The sequence below is a fragment of the Segatella copri genome, from assembly GCF_002224675.1.
In the GTDB taxonomy this organism is placed as follows: Bacteria; Bacteroidota; Bacteroidia; order Bacteroidales; family Bacteroidaceae; genus Prevotella; species Prevotella copri_U.
In genome coordinates this window covers 90,290-104,880 of record NZ_NMPZ01000001.1, presented here as the reverse complement: position 1 = coordinate 104,880, position 14,591 = coordinate 90,290, and the positions used below count along the sequence as shown (strand labels likewise).

General features: G+C 41.9%; 15 protein-coding genes. All 15 read right to left on the bottom strand.

The features are described 5' to 3' along the window. The 15 genes from CFT61_RS00445 to CFT61_RS00370 all read right to left on the bottom strand — a co-directional run bounded on the left by CFT61_RS00445 (position 1) and on the right by CFT61_RS00370 (position 14,521). Positions 1 to 642: an acetyltransferase gene (locus CFT61_RS00445; protein WP_089542534.1), complete on the bottom strand. Its 642-nt coding sequence runs from the start codon at positions 640 to 642 to the stop codon at positions 1 to 3. A gap of 6 nt (positions 643 to 648) precedes the next feature. Continuing rightward, positions 649 to 1,389, bottom strand: coding sequence for an RloB family protein (locus CFT61_RS00440; protein ID WP_089542533.1), 741 nt, complete (start codon positions 1,387 to 1,389; stop codon positions 649 to 651). Between the two features lie 11 nt (positions 1,390 to 1,400). Next, on the bottom strand, positions 1,401 to 2,651 hold the full coding sequence (locus tag CFT61_RS00435) for an AAA family ATPase (protein WP_089542532.1): 1,251 nt from the start codon (positions 2,649 to 2,651) through the stop codon (positions 1,401 to 1,403). Between the two features lie 2 nt (positions 2,652 to 2,653). Beyond that, positions 2,654 to 3,868, bottom strand: a complete 1,215-nt coding sequence (locus CFT61_RS00430) for a LegC family aminotransferase (RefSeq protein WP_089542531.1) — start codon at positions 3,866 to 3,868, stop codon at positions 2,654 to 2,656. 292 nt (positions 3,869 to 4,160) lie between these two features. Next, the gene (locus CFT61_RS00425; RefSeq protein ID WP_089542530.1) at positions 4,161 to 5,369 is read right to left on the bottom strand and encodes a polysaccharide biosynthesis protein; all 1,209 of its coding nucleotides are present in this window, start codon (positions 5,367 to 5,369) and stop codon (positions 4,161 to 4,163) included. A gap of 475 nt (positions 5,370 to 5,844) precedes the next feature. Beyond that, on the bottom strand, positions 5,845 to 6,354 hold the full coding sequence (locus CFT61_RS00415; RefSeq protein WP_254918800.1) for a DUF6169 family protein: 510 nt from the start codon (positions 6,352 to 6,354) through the stop codon (positions 5,845 to 5,847). A 2-nt stretch (positions 6,355 to 6,356) separates the two neighbouring features. Next, the gene (locus CFT61_RS17135) at positions 6,357 to 6,620 is read right to left on the bottom strand and encodes a hypothetical protein (RefSeq protein ID WP_254918799.1); all 264 of its coding nucleotides are present in this window, start codon (positions 6,618 to 6,620) and stop codon (positions 6,357 to 6,359) included. 612 nt (positions 6,621 to 7,232) lie between these two features. Next, positions 7,233 to 7,436, bottom strand: coding sequence for a hypothetical protein (locus tag CFT61_RS00405; protein ID WP_089542528.1), 204 nt, complete (start codon positions 7,434 to 7,436; stop codon positions 7,233 to 7,235). 27 nt (positions 7,437 to 7,463) lie between these two features. Next, complete coding sequence (locus CFT61_RS00400; RefSeq protein ID WP_089542527.1) at positions 7,464 to 7,697, bottom strand: hypothetical protein; 234 nt, start codon at positions 7,695 to 7,697, stop codon at positions 7,464 to 7,466. A gap of 152 nt (positions 7,698 to 7,849) precedes the next feature. Beyond that, the gene (locus tag CFT61_RS00395) at positions 7,850 to 8,320 is read right to left on the bottom strand and encodes a hypothetical protein (RefSeq protein WP_089542526.1); all 471 of its coding nucleotides are present in this window, start codon (positions 8,318 to 8,320) and stop codon (positions 7,850 to 7,852) included. After that, a complete protein-coding gene (locus tag CFT61_RS00390; RefSeq protein ID WP_089542525.1) occupies positions 8,311 to 8,904 on the bottom strand; it encodes a Panacea domain-containing protein in 594 nt (197 codons plus the stop codon). The genes CFT61_RS00395 and CFT61_RS00390 overlap by 10 nt, the downstream gene beginning before the upstream one ends. A 162-nt stretch (positions 8,905 to 9,066) precedes the next feature. Further along, positions 9,067 to 9,903: a hypothetical protein gene (locus CFT61_RS00385; RefSeq protein WP_089542524.1), complete on the bottom strand. Its 837-nt coding sequence runs from the start codon at positions 9,901 to 9,903 to the stop codon at positions 9,067 to 9,069. Next, complete coding sequence (locus tag CFT61_RS00380) at positions 9,900 to 10,373, bottom strand: Panacea domain-containing protein (protein ID WP_089542523.1); 474 nt, start codon at positions 10,371 to 10,373, stop codon at positions 9,900 to 9,902. Before CFT61_RS00380 ends, CFT61_RS00385 begins: the two co-directional genes overlap by 4 nt. A 117-nt stretch (positions 10,374 to 10,490) precedes the next feature. Further along, entirely contained in the window at positions 10,491 to 12,407 is a 1,917-nt protein-coding gene (locus CFT61_RS00375) for a polysaccharide biosynthesis protein (RefSeq protein ID WP_089542798.1), read from the bottom strand. A 116-nt stretch (positions 12,408 to 12,523) separates the two neighbouring features. Further along, positions 12,524 to 14,521, bottom strand: coding sequence for a hypothetical protein (locus CFT61_RS00370; protein ID WP_089542522.1), 1,998 nt, complete (start codon positions 14,519 to 14,521; stop codon positions 12,524 to 12,526). Between the last annotated feature and the right edge of the window lie 70 nt (positions 14,522 to 14,591).

The following is a 14,591-nucleotide window of genomic DNA, read 5'->3' as shown; positions in this document are numbered from 1 at the left end:
CTATTTTGCTTTAATTTTAAGGATAGCAGGATTTCCTGCATAAATTCCCTTCACACGTATAGACTTACGAACTACAGAACCAGCTCCCACGATAATATCAGAAGCGATTTCGATACAGTTGGCACAAACGGATTGAGATCCGATAAAACAATTCTCTCCAATCTTACATTCACCATTCACCATAGTTCCTGTTGAGATATGGCATTGATTACCCACTTCTGCATCATGTTCTATATTAACGAAAGTATTGATTATGCAATTATCACCTATCTTTGCACCAGCATTAACGAATGCCTGATGCATAATGACTGTACCTTCGCCTAGTTCTGCATATTTACTAACATGAGCGGTAGAGGCTATGATTGTTGCCAATCTGCCTCCAGCCGCCTTCACCTTATTATATAATTTGATTCGGAGGGCTGGATTTTTGATGAAGCCAACAGTTATAACGAAATCACACTCCTCAACATATTGAGGAATCTCATCATCGGTTCCTATTACCTTATGACCAGGTAGAACCTCCTTGCCAACTTCATCTGGCATATCAAGGATTCCCTTGATTTCGTAGCCTGCACTCTCTGCGACTTCTATTACAGACTTGCAATGACCACCGCCTCCGATTAGAATTAATGGACGTTTCATTATTCACTATTTCTTACCCGTCATTTTACTTTTAATAAATTCATTAAAATCGGCATCCTCTCCACGTAGAAGACTTACCAGTTCATATACCTTTGTACAAGGATTATGCAAGTGAAAAGAATTATTACTAAAAGTTTCACTTTGTTTCTTTGCCCAACCAATAGCTCGTTGTTCGTTACAGCCACAACCAAGCAAAATTGATCGCATTTCCGGATCATTTTTTTTATAAACGAAAGTAGACTTTTTACCTGTTATTAATTTCTGTTTTTCTCGAACTAAAGTTGTTATCTTATGCGCATATTCCTTACGAGACATTGGCGTTATTCTGTTTTCAAAATGATAAATATACCACAATTCAAAAGCCTCATTACTCCAAGCACAACGTATGTCATTTGAATCTGCCATATGTATAGCATTATCAAAATCAGCAGCATCAAAACTGTCTCTATCAAACACAGCCCAAGTAATATCGTATGGCTTTTTATCACCAATAGCTTTATCACGCAATTCTATCGCCTTTTGAACAACTTGAATAGTATTAATACCACCACCCGCATTAGTTATTTCAAAAACTAAACCACCACTATTTTCCATCATATGAAACGATTTAAAATAATTTGGTTCTGTTTTTAATCCTTCACAAACTATGAGCACTCGACACTTTATTTTATGCGCATTTGTTTGACCTTCATTTTGATTGAAAACAGAAGGACATTTCATTTCTGTTATATTCTTTTTCTTCGCCATATCACATATTTCTACAAATATGGTATTGCACCATAACGCCCCTGAATGTAATTATGTTCCATCAATTCAGTCTCTTCCATCCTGCTTCCATCCAAGTACCTAATATCATTCAAGCAATAAAGATCAGAACGTTCCTGCTGATCTTTTTCGGTAAACCAGACTTCATTACTCGTTAGAAGATTAGATGAAAGAAGATTAGTATCATGAGTTGTAAATATTAACTGAGCCCCCTCTGTATTAATAGATTCGTCAGTAAACAATCTAACTAATTCTCGAGATAAGAGAGGATGCATTTTTGCATCAAGTTCATCAACAAACAGAATTTTCCCTTCTAATAAAGTATCAAAGATTGGACCTGAAATTTCAAACAGTTTTTTGGTACCATCAGACTCCATCTCATCAAAAGGGAAAGCTCTATTTTCCATAAGATTGCCTTCAGAATCATAACAGCCATGAACGGATAATATGGAAACTCTTTTCTTTCCTGTTAAATTTGAAACAAGTAATTTCTTTAATTCTTCAGGCATATCATCAGGAAGCGATTGAACGTCAAAGTCTTGTGTACGTGCAGTTACGTCAGAAAAGCCCAATTGTACTCTTTTAAAGAAATTCTTCATCAATGTTGCAACGTTTTTTTCCTCCTTAAGCATTCGAGCAGAAAACGTCAGATAATCATCAGTTTCTAGTCCAGAAAGGATATTGATAGACTTAGAGAAAAAACTAATAATCTTTTTAGACAAAGAGCCACCTAACTGAGCAACAAGAGATAAGAAAAGACGATTATCATTTGTTCTCTCTTCCATATCAACTCCTTCAGGGAAATCCTTCTCACTTACACCAATACCTTCTTGATCACGAATAAAAAGAGGGATTTCTAAACTGTTAGGATTAATGCAATATAGCCATTCTTGCACTATCCTTTTAGAATCGTTCGTAAAACCATATCTATAATGTTTGTCTGACAAAACAAATTCTAATTCATAAAGCGTCGGCTCATTTTTCTTATCACTTAGCAAAAATGGTTCATATTCCAAATCTTCACCATCATTAACCTTGACTGAATTCAGAATGATATATCTCATCCTTGCTAAGGCATTAACCAAATTACTTTTACCACTAGAATTAGCACCATACAAAGCACAAACCCTCAAAAAAGGTTGCGAGGAGCAACTCTCGTCTAATGACGTATGGCTTAAAACTAGAGATTTCCGCTCTGCAAAAGAACGGAAGTTTTCAATTGTAAATCTTAATAAAGCATTCATTTTTATAAATCTTTGCAACGAACAGAACTTGGAATATTAACTACTCTATCAGCAAACCAGATAGTATTCTCCAAGCCATCGTTCTCACAATTCTCAAACATCGGCAAGCGATTCATCAACTCCCAGATTGGGCGAGTCATCACTCCATTGTCATTGGTCTGGGTAAGGAAATCAATCTGTGCCTCCTTATCCTTCAAGATAACAGCATTGAGCCAATAGTTGGAAACAGTATTTGGAGAATCTACGAAGAACTCGATATCTGGTACATTCTTGAAGTACTCCTCATATTCAGCAGCAACCTTACGCTTGCTTGCTACAAACTTGTCAATGTTCTCCAACTGGGCGCATCCCATAGCAGCATTGATATTTGGCATACGATAGTTGTAACCTACATGGTCGTGACGGAACTCCCAACGATGTGGAATCTTCGCTTGTGTGGTGATATGCTTTGCGTATGCTCCCAACTCCTCATCATTGAAGAGCATCATACCGCCGCCACCAGTAGTGATGGTCTTGTTACCATTGAAGCTAATCGCACCAATCTTACCAAATGTACCTGTATGCTGTCCCTTGAATGTAGAACCAATACTCTCTGCCGCATCCTCTACAAGTTCGATATGCCACTCTTTACAGATAGCTGCAATCTCATCAATGCGGACAGGATGACCGAATGAGTGCATAGGAACGCATGCCTTGACACGACGACCGGTATTTTTGTTATAGCAAGCCAAGTCGTCCTCTTCGAAAGCAAAATCCTTGCTTTCTGGAAGTTCTCCCTTGCGAGCGTTCTTGCGAACCTCTGCATTCTTCTCAAGCCATGCCTTCAAAGAATCAGGAGAAAGACCCATTGTTGAACGATCCACATCGATGAATACCGCATGAGCACCAATATAGCTCAATGCATTGCAGGTTGCAATAAAAGTAAGAGCCTGAGTCAATACTTCATCATCTTGCTTTACACCTACGAGCAACAAGCTCATGTGAAGGGCATTGGTACCACTTACACATACCACAGCCTTCTTGGCACCTGTGTATTTTGCCATATCCTCCTCAAAGCGATCTACAAACTTACCTACGGATGAAACGAAGGTTGTATCGATACACTCGTTGAGGTATTTCTTTTCATTACCTGCAAAAACAGGGACTGCCAATGGAGTAAACTCCTGGTTGCCATAAACTGACTTAATAAAGTCTATTGTTTTCTTAAAATCTGCCATAACTTTATATTTAAATAAAAAATCCCGCCAACCCACCCAGTTGCTTAGATATAATTAAACATTGCTTCAATGTATGGTTTACACCATTGGTATATTTCAACCAAATTACTCCATATCCACTTTGTTGCAATTATACTATTATACAACCATACACCTGCATTGATTAAAGACTACACTCTAGACCCGCAGGTGGTGAGTTTCTAGAGGAGTCTCTTTATTTTTATTTTCATATAAAAATAAATTTTTTTAATAGGTCATGAGTTTAATGTCTGCGACCATTTATAGACAGGTTTTACATTTTTTGATCCAAGTTCTTACCTTTTTCCTCATGCTCGAAGTTAGGTATAAACTTCTTGATAGATGATACGATTTCAGCCTTTGTAAAATCTGATTCAGCAAAGATACTTTCCAATTCATCAAAGAACTGATTTATCTCTGGCATTGGACGACGAGTAGTTTCCTCAACTACACCGAGTGCAGAGAAACGAGTCATGTTGATTTTCTCACCAGGAACATAGAATTCCTCATAAGCTTTCTCGCCAGTAGTATCACTCTTGAAGTAAACGACAGGATAGTTGTCACTCTCGTAATCCATATCTGCAGCATACTTCTTTGCCTCAGGATCATTCTTGCACTCCACCTTCTTGAAACCCTCTGCCTTTACGAAGTCATCGCAGATAGATGAGAAGGTAAGCATCTGCTCTTCACCCAGCTTTGGGAAGAACACCTCACCGCCATTTCCAAGGATACAAGCCAACATACAAATCTGGCCAGACTCCTCAGGAGATACGAAATAACGCTTTACATCAGAAGGGGCAGCCAATGGCTGCTTCTTCTGCAAACGATGAATCCATCCATCTGGCAAAGAACCATTAGAGAAAGCTACATTGGCAAAACGAGCTGTAGTTACTTTGAAGTGCTCATTATAAGCCATCACCAGGTCTTCCATAATACGCTTGCTGGCACCCATAATATTAACTGGGTTAGCAGCCTTATCTGTAGAAACGCAGAAGAAATGCTTTGGTGGGAACACGCAAAGCAAATCCATCAGTTTCTTAGCCTTGATGTCGTTGTTCTCGATGAGCGCCTGAACACTATACTTATCTTTCTCTGAACGTACATGCTTATGGGCTGAGAAATTGGCTACAATGTCAAAGCCCTTCTCCTCACGGAAAATACGTTCAAAGATTGGGTCTGCAAAGTTGAGAGTGTAGCAACGGAACTCATTCGGCACAAAAAGTCCTTCTGTGCTTCGCACATCACGAACCAACTCAGCCAATCCGTTTTCATTCAAGTCAACTACGACTACGCTCTGTGGCTCAAAGCGAAGTACAGCCTTGATGAATGAAGAACCGATGGAACCGGCTCCACCAATTACACAAACTTTCTTGCCTTTGATTTCAGCAGAAAGTTTCTCCTTGTTTGCCTCAATATCCTGAGCAAACATACTCTTTTCACGATGGGTCACATACTGACCGATGAATTTACTAAGATTAAACATGAATTATATGTTTGTTTTATTATCTATTTAACTAAGGTTGGCTAGCTGATAGTAGCTTAATAAAAATACTAATCGTGCTTCGCCTACCTAATATCATATTTCTGTTCAAATTCCTCCGTTCAATGGTCTTTACGACCGCTTCGGTTCCCCTTATAGGGGATAGAAACCTCAGGAAAGAAGAGGGAACCGCCCTACTCGGTGCTATTTGTTCGAAAACCTACCCGTCCTTCCTTAGCGTTAAGGAAGGCTCCACCTCTCATCTCGTTCTTCTCCCCTCAGGGAAGAAGAGGAAAACCGCCCTACTCGGTGCTCGGAACCGCTACGCTCTTAGGTTGGCGGACCATCAGAGGTCTGCGCCAAGTTTTGCGGGATGGGACCGCTGGGGGACGGCTTGCAGATTAAGACCGCCAGAATAGGTCCTCATTGCAGTATCGCTCTGTGCTTGTCGCCACTCGAATGAGGAAAAATGCATTAATTAACCTATACTTGGCTTATGGCTAAACATTTCTATCGTTTCTCCAAATTCTGCCAATACTTTACCAAGATTAGGATTGTCGTTTCTGATAATTACAGAAGCCACATTGTCTATTCCATATTCATCTAACAAAGTAGATGTCACCATTGTGTATCGATTACGATACTTATATGTATCGAACCAATTCTTGAACAAACGTCCTCTCATCAATTGCTTGCCGTCACTTGTAGAGCATAAAAACAACATCGTTGCCTTATTGGCATTGAAAAATTCCTCTACAATTGCTATGACTGTAGCTTTGACATTTTTATCACGAGGTGATTTCACACCATTGAGATTACCTATGATAAATTCGTAGGACTCATCGGATTGAATCAAATCATCAGGCATAAAGCCGATTGAAAACTCAGCTCCTGAATCTGCGATAAAGGTATATGCACCTTCTTGCGTATCTTCTCTCACTGCATATGGTGCACAACTATTAATCCTGACTAAATCTAATTTTTTCATTCTTACAAAACACAAAATGATTCTGCTTCCTTACCGGTTCTGCGGCGATAGTCATCACGCATACGCTTTTCCATTTGTGCTATGTATTCAGCCTTTCGCTCCCTAGAAGCCTTGAAGCGACGCATAAAATCTGCCTTTTTTTCTTCTATATTCATAATATAATCTCCTTTTTTTAATGCAAATATAAGAGTTTTCTGTGAAACTACCAAATTTCCCCATACATCAACATCAGATTTTTCTAAGGCGGTATTGTTTTCGAAAACCAACCATCCTTCCTTACCATTGAAGAAGTCTTTTCTACCTCTCCGTCTCTCCTGCAAGGAGAGACTTTTCGAATCCCTCCGTTCAATAGTCTTTACGACCCCTTCGGTTCCCCTTCAAGGGGACAGAAACCTCAGGAAGCGGGGATGTAACCGCCCTTAGTGCTATATCTGCCCCACCTGTCTTCAATAGTCTTTACGACCCCTTCGGTTCCCCTTGTAGGGGACAGAAACCCCAGCGGGAGGGTCCTTACCCTATACCCAAGCCCTAAATCCCTACCATAGAGATTAGGGATGTAACCGCCCTACTCGGTGCTATTTGTTCGAAAACCTACCCGTCCTTCCTTAGCGTTAAGGAAGGCTCCACCTCTCATCTCGGTCTTCTCCCCTCAGGGAAGAAGAGGAAAACCGCCCTACTCGGTGCTCGGAACCGCTACGCTCTTAGGTTGGCGGACCATCAGAGGTCTACGCCAGATTTTGCGGGCTGGGACCGCAAGGAAAAGGTTTGCTATTCGAACACATTTTGCTTTGATAACTCGTCTAATGAGGCTACCAACCAAAAATGTCACTATGCGTACCGGTGCCGGTTAAAAGTTGAATACTTAACTGTATATTTCATCATTCTGCAAGACTCTTCATTAATTCATCCAAATCATTAGTAGCAAAGAGCTTTTCATTCTTTGCTGCTTCTAATGCCTTGTCTAATCTACAACCTTTAGGGGCTTTTTGCTTTTTTGCAACCCAACCGAATTTCTTAATCAATGACTTGAAAAGTGAGATGTCGGTTGTAGGGACATCTAATGTATATGTAGCTGTATTCATAATTGATTTTTCATGCAAATATAAGTATTATAGTGATGCCATGAAACTCTCTAGGCTATCTACTCGAACGACACCAGCATCGTGTCCGCTCTCTGCCTCTTTCATTGCTGCCAAAGTTTCAGCATTTGGAATTTCCTCCAGAGCTATACTTTTAGATAATGGATTGTCTGCTATGATTTTGACCCCTTTCATCAAGGAAAGAACGCTCTTTAATTGCTCCAATAAAGATGGACTATCTATTTGTAATGTTAACTGTGCCATATTCTTATTTCTTTTAAAAGACAATAGATTTTTTCTAAGAAAATGAAGCTATTGCCATAACCATTACACCTTAATATTGTTCTCGAAAACATACCTTCAATGGTCTTTACGCCCCCCTTACAACTTTTTTAAGGTTTTAGCTTCGCACTTCTTCAAAGGATGCCAAATCTCTTTTTTACTTTATTAGTAAGAGTCTCGGTCGACCTAAGAACCTCAAAGATTCCAGAGAGATCTTCGGTTGATAAACACCCAAAATACTCTCCTTCCATCAACTTCTTTACAGGAATAGAAAAGAGCATACCGCAATCTACAAAACTATCATACTTCAGGAACTCAGGATAATCTGTTTGATGAAGAAGATATTGAGCAGAAAGGAAAGAAGCGGAATAAGCTGCCTTTGGACTCATTTTGGTATTAACCAAAACAGAACCATAACAGATTTTTTCCACTTTATCTACTCCGATAATTACCAACTTCTTTGGTTTCTGTTTTCTTCCATCCTTAAAGACTAGACCCTCGTCTATAGAAATAACAGTTCGGATCAAAGATCCGATTTCTATTTTTTCCTCAGTAACCTTACGAAGATTATCAAGATAGGATTTCTGTAATTCCCTTAAGTCCATGCCAATGCTTTTTGAACAGATTGACGATCACGAATCACACATAGCATAGCTTTGGTAGCTCCAGCAGCTTCAGCCATATCGTACATGGTAATTTTGGTGTCCTCGCCTGTTTTGTCTGACAGGCGTTTTGCCCTTTTCCAAGCTTTGTCCTCGTGGGACTTGTCGGACAGATCAAAGGAATTGATATTCTTACATCTTTCTATCCATTTATCAAGCATCTTCACATCGGCTCTGGATAACTCATCCATATCGCATTCAGCAGTATTCGCTGCAAAAATGAGTTGATGACCATCTTGTGAGATAGCTATATTCAAAGAATCTGCAAAATCTTTCAACTCTGGTGAAGAAAGGTCTGCTTTCCCTTCTATTCCTCGCAATACCTTGTAGGTTAAAGCTGGTACTGGTCCATGCTTTCTCGCTACAAACGTATCATAAATAATGGGCAGGCCATACTCTTTCAACTGATTTTGCTGGGCAAAATACATTACCTTGAAGAGGTGAATATAATCTACGCCTTCCGGAAATGCTTTCAGAATATAAAGCACTACTGCCTTTATCTTTAATATCTGATCTATTGTCTTCATTACTTTTCCTTATATATTATTACAAGAATGTAACCGCCCTCCGGTGCTCGGAACCGCTACGCTTTATGGTTGGCGGACCATCAGAGGTCTGCGCCAGGTTTTGTGGGATGGGACCGCAGAGGGATGACTTGCTATATGATTATACCTCCGAGGATGGGATAACTACCCATTAAAATCTTCAAAGAATTGTTTCCTTTTCTCATCTAATTCAGAAGTCTTCTGACTCATAAATTGACAGGTGAAATCATACATCGGAATGGCGACACAATGCTCATCTGCCTTCTCAAACTTCAACTGATCAGAATAATAGCGAACTAATTCTTCATAAGGTGTCAAGTCGGCTGCAAATAAGAAAACATATTCACAACCTACAATTTTCAATAGTTCCTTTATCTTAGGTACTATGAAATACCAAAATATAGTGGTTCCCATATTCTGAGGGAAATCATATCCATCCCAAACATCACGATGAGCATCATTCGCACAAAAATGAACCAACTCAACACCAGGAAATGTCTTGCCTACATTCTTTAGATTCTTGCCGAATATTTTAGAGAATTCTTCGGAATCAACCGATAAATGTAAAACTCTTGCCACATCCTCCTTCTTAATACCCTTCTTTGAACGAACACTTTCTAGAATAGAGGCTATAGCCTTCTTGTTTTCTGCAGATTGGGTCTCATCCAAACTTAAACGGAGTATCGTGTCATAAAAGGATTGTATCTCTTTCAAGCGATCACCTTCAATGAATTCATCATAAAGCAAACCACATTTTAGTGAAAAGAAGAAAAGGATTTCATCCTTATCACTTTTCACTATATAATAAGCAATACGATTATTCTCATCATCATCATAGGCATCTCCTTGCAAGGTATCTACAAGACTATTGTTACGAGAATTGTAGAAATCATCTATCAAAGAGAAATTTGCAGGATTTGACGAGAGCCGCTCACACTTTAAACTCCTTAGCAAATCCAATTGTGATTCAGTTATCTTCATACGTAAATCGGTTTATGGAATTGCTCCAAGTTGCTTAACAAGAAACGTCTTATCCGGAAACGGGTGGCATCTTTTTTGATGTCTTGGATATCCATTGGAGTACCCTCACCTTTCATCATGGCGTGCTTCCAAGAATCTTCGCCATGGACAAGATTGCATAAACTTCTTGTTTTCTTTGTTGATAGCAGCTCGAAAACACTATCGAAAACGGGCCTATATTCTTCAAGAAAGCTTGACGGCAGAATATCATGCAACGAATCAGAAACGTAAGCGGCATGAACTTCGGGAAGATATGGTCCAAATGAATGAGCATAAAATATTGATTCAAACAGAGGACTCTCTGTCCGAACTATACTCTCACGCTGCATAAAATAAAGAAGAATTTGCAACTTCATCTCGTCAATACGAGCACCATACTGATACTCGTAACGCTGACTGATATAAGATGCTATCTTAATTACATCAACCATAATAATTCCTTTCTTTTAAAGACAATAGATTTTTTCTAAGAAAATGAAGCTATTGCCATAACCATTACACCTTAATATTGTTCTCGGAATGTAACCGCCCTCCGGTGCTCGGAACCGCTATGCATCAAGCTGGGCGTACTTCGAGTGCTGGCTCTTGTACTCTGGAACAATCTGCTTCATCTTCTTCACTACTGCCATATCATCGTAGGTGAAGGAGAGGTCGTAGAGTTCCTGCTCGTTCTTGCACGCCAACTCGTATGGATACTCACGAACCTTGGCTACCATGATCTTTGGATGATGGGTTGGTACCGTTGCCTCCTTGTCGTTCAAGACTTCCTCGTAGAGCTTCTCGCCATCACGCAATCCTACGTATTTGATGTCGATGCCATCTACACCCGAGAGGGCTATCATACGCTTTGCCAGGTCGGCGATGCGGACAGGCTTTCCCATATCGAAGACGAAGATCTCGCCTCCCTTACCCATGGTACCTGCCTCCAATACCAACTTACATGCCTCAGGAATGAGCATGAAGAAACGGATGATGTCTGGATGGGTGACGGTGATAGGACCACCCATCGCTATCTGCTTCTTGAAGATCGGAATAACTGAACCGTTGCTGCCCAAGACATTACCAAAGCGGGTGGTGACAAACTGAGTAACTCCCTTGACCTTGCCATCTACTATCGCCTTGTTCAACGACTGGCAGTAGATCTCGCAGATTCGCTTGCTGCATCCCATCACGTTGGTTGGGTTCACAGCCTTGTCGGTAGAGATCATCACAAACTTCTTGGTGCCATACTTCACTGCCATATCGGCTATCACGCGCGTACCATATATATTATTCTGTACGGCTTCTGAAGGATTGTCCTCCATCATCGGCACGTGCTTATAGGCTGCTGCATGGAATACATAGTCTGGATGATAGGCTGAGAAGATATGCTCCATACGGGTAGCATTGGTGATGCTGGTAACGATGGTCTGGCATGGGATATCCGCATAGTTCTTGCTCATGAAGAGACGGACATCGTGCATAGGAGTCTCTGCCGCATCTACCAGAACCAGGCGGGCTGGATGGTAAACGGCAATCTGCTTCACCATCTCGGAACCGATACTTCCGGCTGCACCTGTAATGAGAATGGTGCGACCGCTGAGGAGCTTGCCGATGGCATCCATATCCACCTCAATCTTATCTCGTGGCAGGAGGTCTTCGATATCCACCTCACGCATCATCTGGTGACGGATGTTTGACTTGCCGTCCCACCACTGTGCCTTTGGCATCATCAAAATCTTGATGCCGGCAGCGGTAAGCTTGTCTATCATATCCTGCATCTCCAGGAACTGATCAGTGACCAGCGGGCTGATGAAGAGGGTCTTGACATTCATGCTGTGCATGATGGAAATCAGCTTTTCATCGTATGGGAACACCTCGCAACCCAACAGATATCTACCTACCACATCTTCCTCGATGGTAGTAAAGCCCTTGACGACATACTGGGATGGGTGGCCATTGCGCATAGACTTAGCCAGAGCAATACCACCCTGGCGAACCCCCAGGATAAATACAGGGGTACGGATATCTACGGCAAAGGTGGAATCATACATATATTTAACGAGGATACGCATCGTCCACATCCCGCACATCGAGATGAAGAGCATCACGATGATACCCTCTAACGAAATCTTATAGATGTAATCATCCGGCAATACCAGAAGAAGGAGACTATTGAAGGCATATCCCAAGATCAGGGCAGCGGAGATACGCATCAGATCGACAAACGAAGAATAGCGCATGATGCCCGAATAGGTATGGAAGATTCGCATTCCTACCATGAAGAGAGGAAGGGTACAAACGAATGTGAAGAAATAACCCCAGAAATGATCTGCCAGAGCATCTCCACCTTCTGCTATATAAGTAGCGACAATTCCTGCAAAAAGGATAGCAAGGCTATCCAATGCCAGGATACACCAATATGGGAGGGCGTTCTTAGAGAAATACCAGTTTGTCAATCGGTTGACAAAGAGGGATACTTTCATCTTGTGCAGCATCCCATTTGAAGGAGTCTTGTTTGTTTCGTTCTGATTATTCTGCTGATTATTCTGCTGACTCATAAACTTATATTTTTTCTTGTTATTATAAAGATCACTATTATCTAGTGAGTTCTTATCTTATTATACACATCTTTTGCTTTCTTGAGGAAGGATGGGTATTTGAAATACGTCCATGCATCTTCCTGCTGCAGCTCTACCATTCCCTTATACAGATAGTTGACTACATTCCTGTGTTTTCCTGTTTTCTGAACTATCGTGTCAAAAAGCGATGTACAGGTGTCATTGGGATTGAAGTCGTCTGTGATATAGTTGTAAAGCTCATCCTTGGCAAAATGGACGGAGATGACCTTCGTCATTGCCAGGAAGCGGATGGCTGCCTGCTGCAACTGTCCTTTTTCCAGATAGGCAGTAATCTGCTGCTGGCGTTCCAGAAGTGCCTGGGCAACCTCTCCTATCTGGAGCTTACCCTCCTGAAGCCTGAACTTCTCCTCCAACCCTGTGTCGGAGACAATGACACTTGGAAGATCTGCTACCGGTACCTTATGGAGAAGGACATATCGCTGGAGCAATTGGCGCCACATCAGGAGTCGGGCGCCCTGCCACATCTCTACGGCAGCTGCCGTGGTCTGGGACAAGAAGCCCGGTTCATCACCGGATGCCTGAAGCTGACCAACTGCCTGCCGTGCCATCTCCTGGATATCCTCCGTATAAGGAATATCCATATCGAGAGAGAAACCTCCTATCTGATGGACTTTCTCAAATCTGTATCTGCCCTGAGTAAGCAGACGCAGGAGACGAGGATACTTCTTGGTTTCCAGATCGAGGAGGAACTTCCGGTGATCTTCCTCATCGAGCATGGCATACCGGTCGTAGAAAGCACCCCATGAGGTGATTGCCTTCACCTTACCCTCATCTGTCGGCAACAGGGCGATATGGGCATCATACTCATAATCCTCATCGAAGACGGGATTGTATTTATCTGCCTCATAATTCTTACCCCTGAAGTATTCCTGCAGATGGCAGCGGATAACCAGCTCAACGATACCATTATGCTGAAACACGGTATATTCCTGATCCTGCGGAATCGGGATGTCGGTACTTGGCGTAAGAAAAGGACGGAGCAGGACATCGGGGATGAGTTCCTTCAATCCTTCACGGATAGTAGCATTATCGGTCTTGAAATAACCGGCGAGGATGCGGAAGTTGGGATGCATCGCCTCGTCGATATGATCGAGCACTTCCTTCTTCTGGGCTGCTTCTAATGTTGATTTCTTAATGCTATATGCCTTGTCTGTCTGATGACTGCCACGATGGCAGGTCAGTTTCTTCTGGTAATCCTCAAAGAGACGACGCAGGGTGGCTGCAGCATTTTCTGCCGGATACCGGAACTGGAGATAACCGATGAGCTGGTCGATGGCACGCCATACGCCTACCGCTTCCGACTTGGCTCCCCGGGTTGCCTCGTGTTCTACCCGGATATCATACTGGCGGATATTGGAGATATTGAGGCAGCGGTTGTTTCCGAAACGTACCAGAAGGTGGCGGTCTTTCTTGCCATTCTTCTTGATCTGCTTCACCACGCCTACCCAACCCTTCAACGGTCCGTTGAGGATGCGGATGGTATCATTCTCGAGGATGAGATCATCATACCGCTTATCTACGATGCTCAGTCCCTGGATATTTTCAGCTATCTGCTCATTATAATAGATGAAGCGCTCCATATCCGCATTCGGGATGCGGGCGAGGTCGATAATCTCGTCCAGGGAGTAATTCTCTCTATCTGCGCAGAGCAGTCGAGCCTTGGCAAAGAAGGTACGCTCTACCGTTTCCCCGGTTTTGATATCAAAGTCATAGCCCTGATACCGGAAATAGCCGTTATGGGAAAGGATGCGCTCCAGCGCTTTCTTATTTTCTATCCGGATAAAGAAGAGACCTGAAAGGATGGGTACGAAACGCACCTTCTCGCTACCATCTTCGGCAGGAATGGTCTTCCTACCCAAAGGAAAGTAATAGTCGGAGATGACTTCCGGGTAATGCTCCTTCAGGAATTCAATGGATTTATTCTCTCCGGACACATCGGTCTGTACTATAAACCACATATCTGATGAAATGATTGACTGTTAATACTGGCATAGGTAAAATGCTAAAATTCATTAATCGATATTGTGG

Bases quoted from the DNA above. Each gene is read 5' to 3' on its own strand.
- CFT61_RS00430 (WP_089542531.1), bottom strand. From the start codon at position 3,868: ATGGCAGATTTTAAGAAAACAATAGACTTTATTAAGTCAGTTTATGGC.
- CFT61_RS00425 (WP_089542530.1), bottom strand. From the start codon at position 5,369: ATGTTTAATCTTAGTAAATTCATCGGTCAGTATGTGACCCATCGTGAA.
- CFT61_RS00380 (WP_089542523.1), bottom strand. From the start codon at position 10,373: ATGGTTGATGTAATTAAGATAGCATCTTATATCAGTCAGCGTTACGAG.
- CFT61_RS00440 (WP_089542533.1), bottom strand. From the start codon at position 1,389: ATGGCGAAGAAAAAGAATATAACAGAAATGAAATGTCCTTCTGTTTTC.
- CFT61_RS00375 (WP_089542798.1), bottom strand. From the start codon at position 12,407: ATGAAAGTATCCCTCTTTGTCAACCGATTGACAAACTGGTATTTCTCT.
- CFT61_RS00390 (WP_089542525.1), bottom strand. From the start codon at position 8,904: ATGAAGACAATAGATCAGATATTAAAGATAAAGGCAGTAGTGCTTTAT.
- CFT61_RS00385 (WP_089542524.1), bottom strand. From the start codon at position 9,903: ATGAAGATAACTGAATCACAATTGGATTTGCTAAGGAGTTTAAAGTGT.
- CFT61_RS00395 (WP_089542526.1), bottom strand. From the start codon at position 8,320: ATGGACTTAAGGGAATTACAGAAATCCTATCTTGATAATCTTCGTAAG.
- CFT61_RS00445 (WP_089542534.1), bottom strand. From the start codon at position 642: ATGAAACGTCCATTAATTCTAATCGGAGGCGGTGGTCATTGCAAGTCT.
- CFT61_RS00435 (WP_089542532.1), bottom strand. From the start codon at position 2,651: ATGAATGCTTTATTAAGATTTACAATTGAAAACTTCCGTTCTTTTGCA.
- CFT61_RS00415 (WP_254918800.1), bottom strand. From the start codon at position 6,354: ATGAAAAAATTAGATTTAGTCAGGATTAATAGTTGTGCACCATATGCA.
- CFT61_RS00370 (WP_089542522.1), bottom strand. From the start codon at position 14,521: ATGTGGTTTATAGTACAGACCGATGTGTCCGGAGAGAATAAATCCATT.
- CFT61_RS00400 (WP_089542527.1), bottom strand. From the start codon at position 7,697: ATGGCACAGTTAACATTACAAATAGATAGTCCATCTTTATTGGAGCAA.
- CFT61_RS00405 (WP_089542528.1), bottom strand. From the start codon at position 7,436: ATGAATACAGCTACATATACATTAGATGTCCCTACAACCGACATCTCA.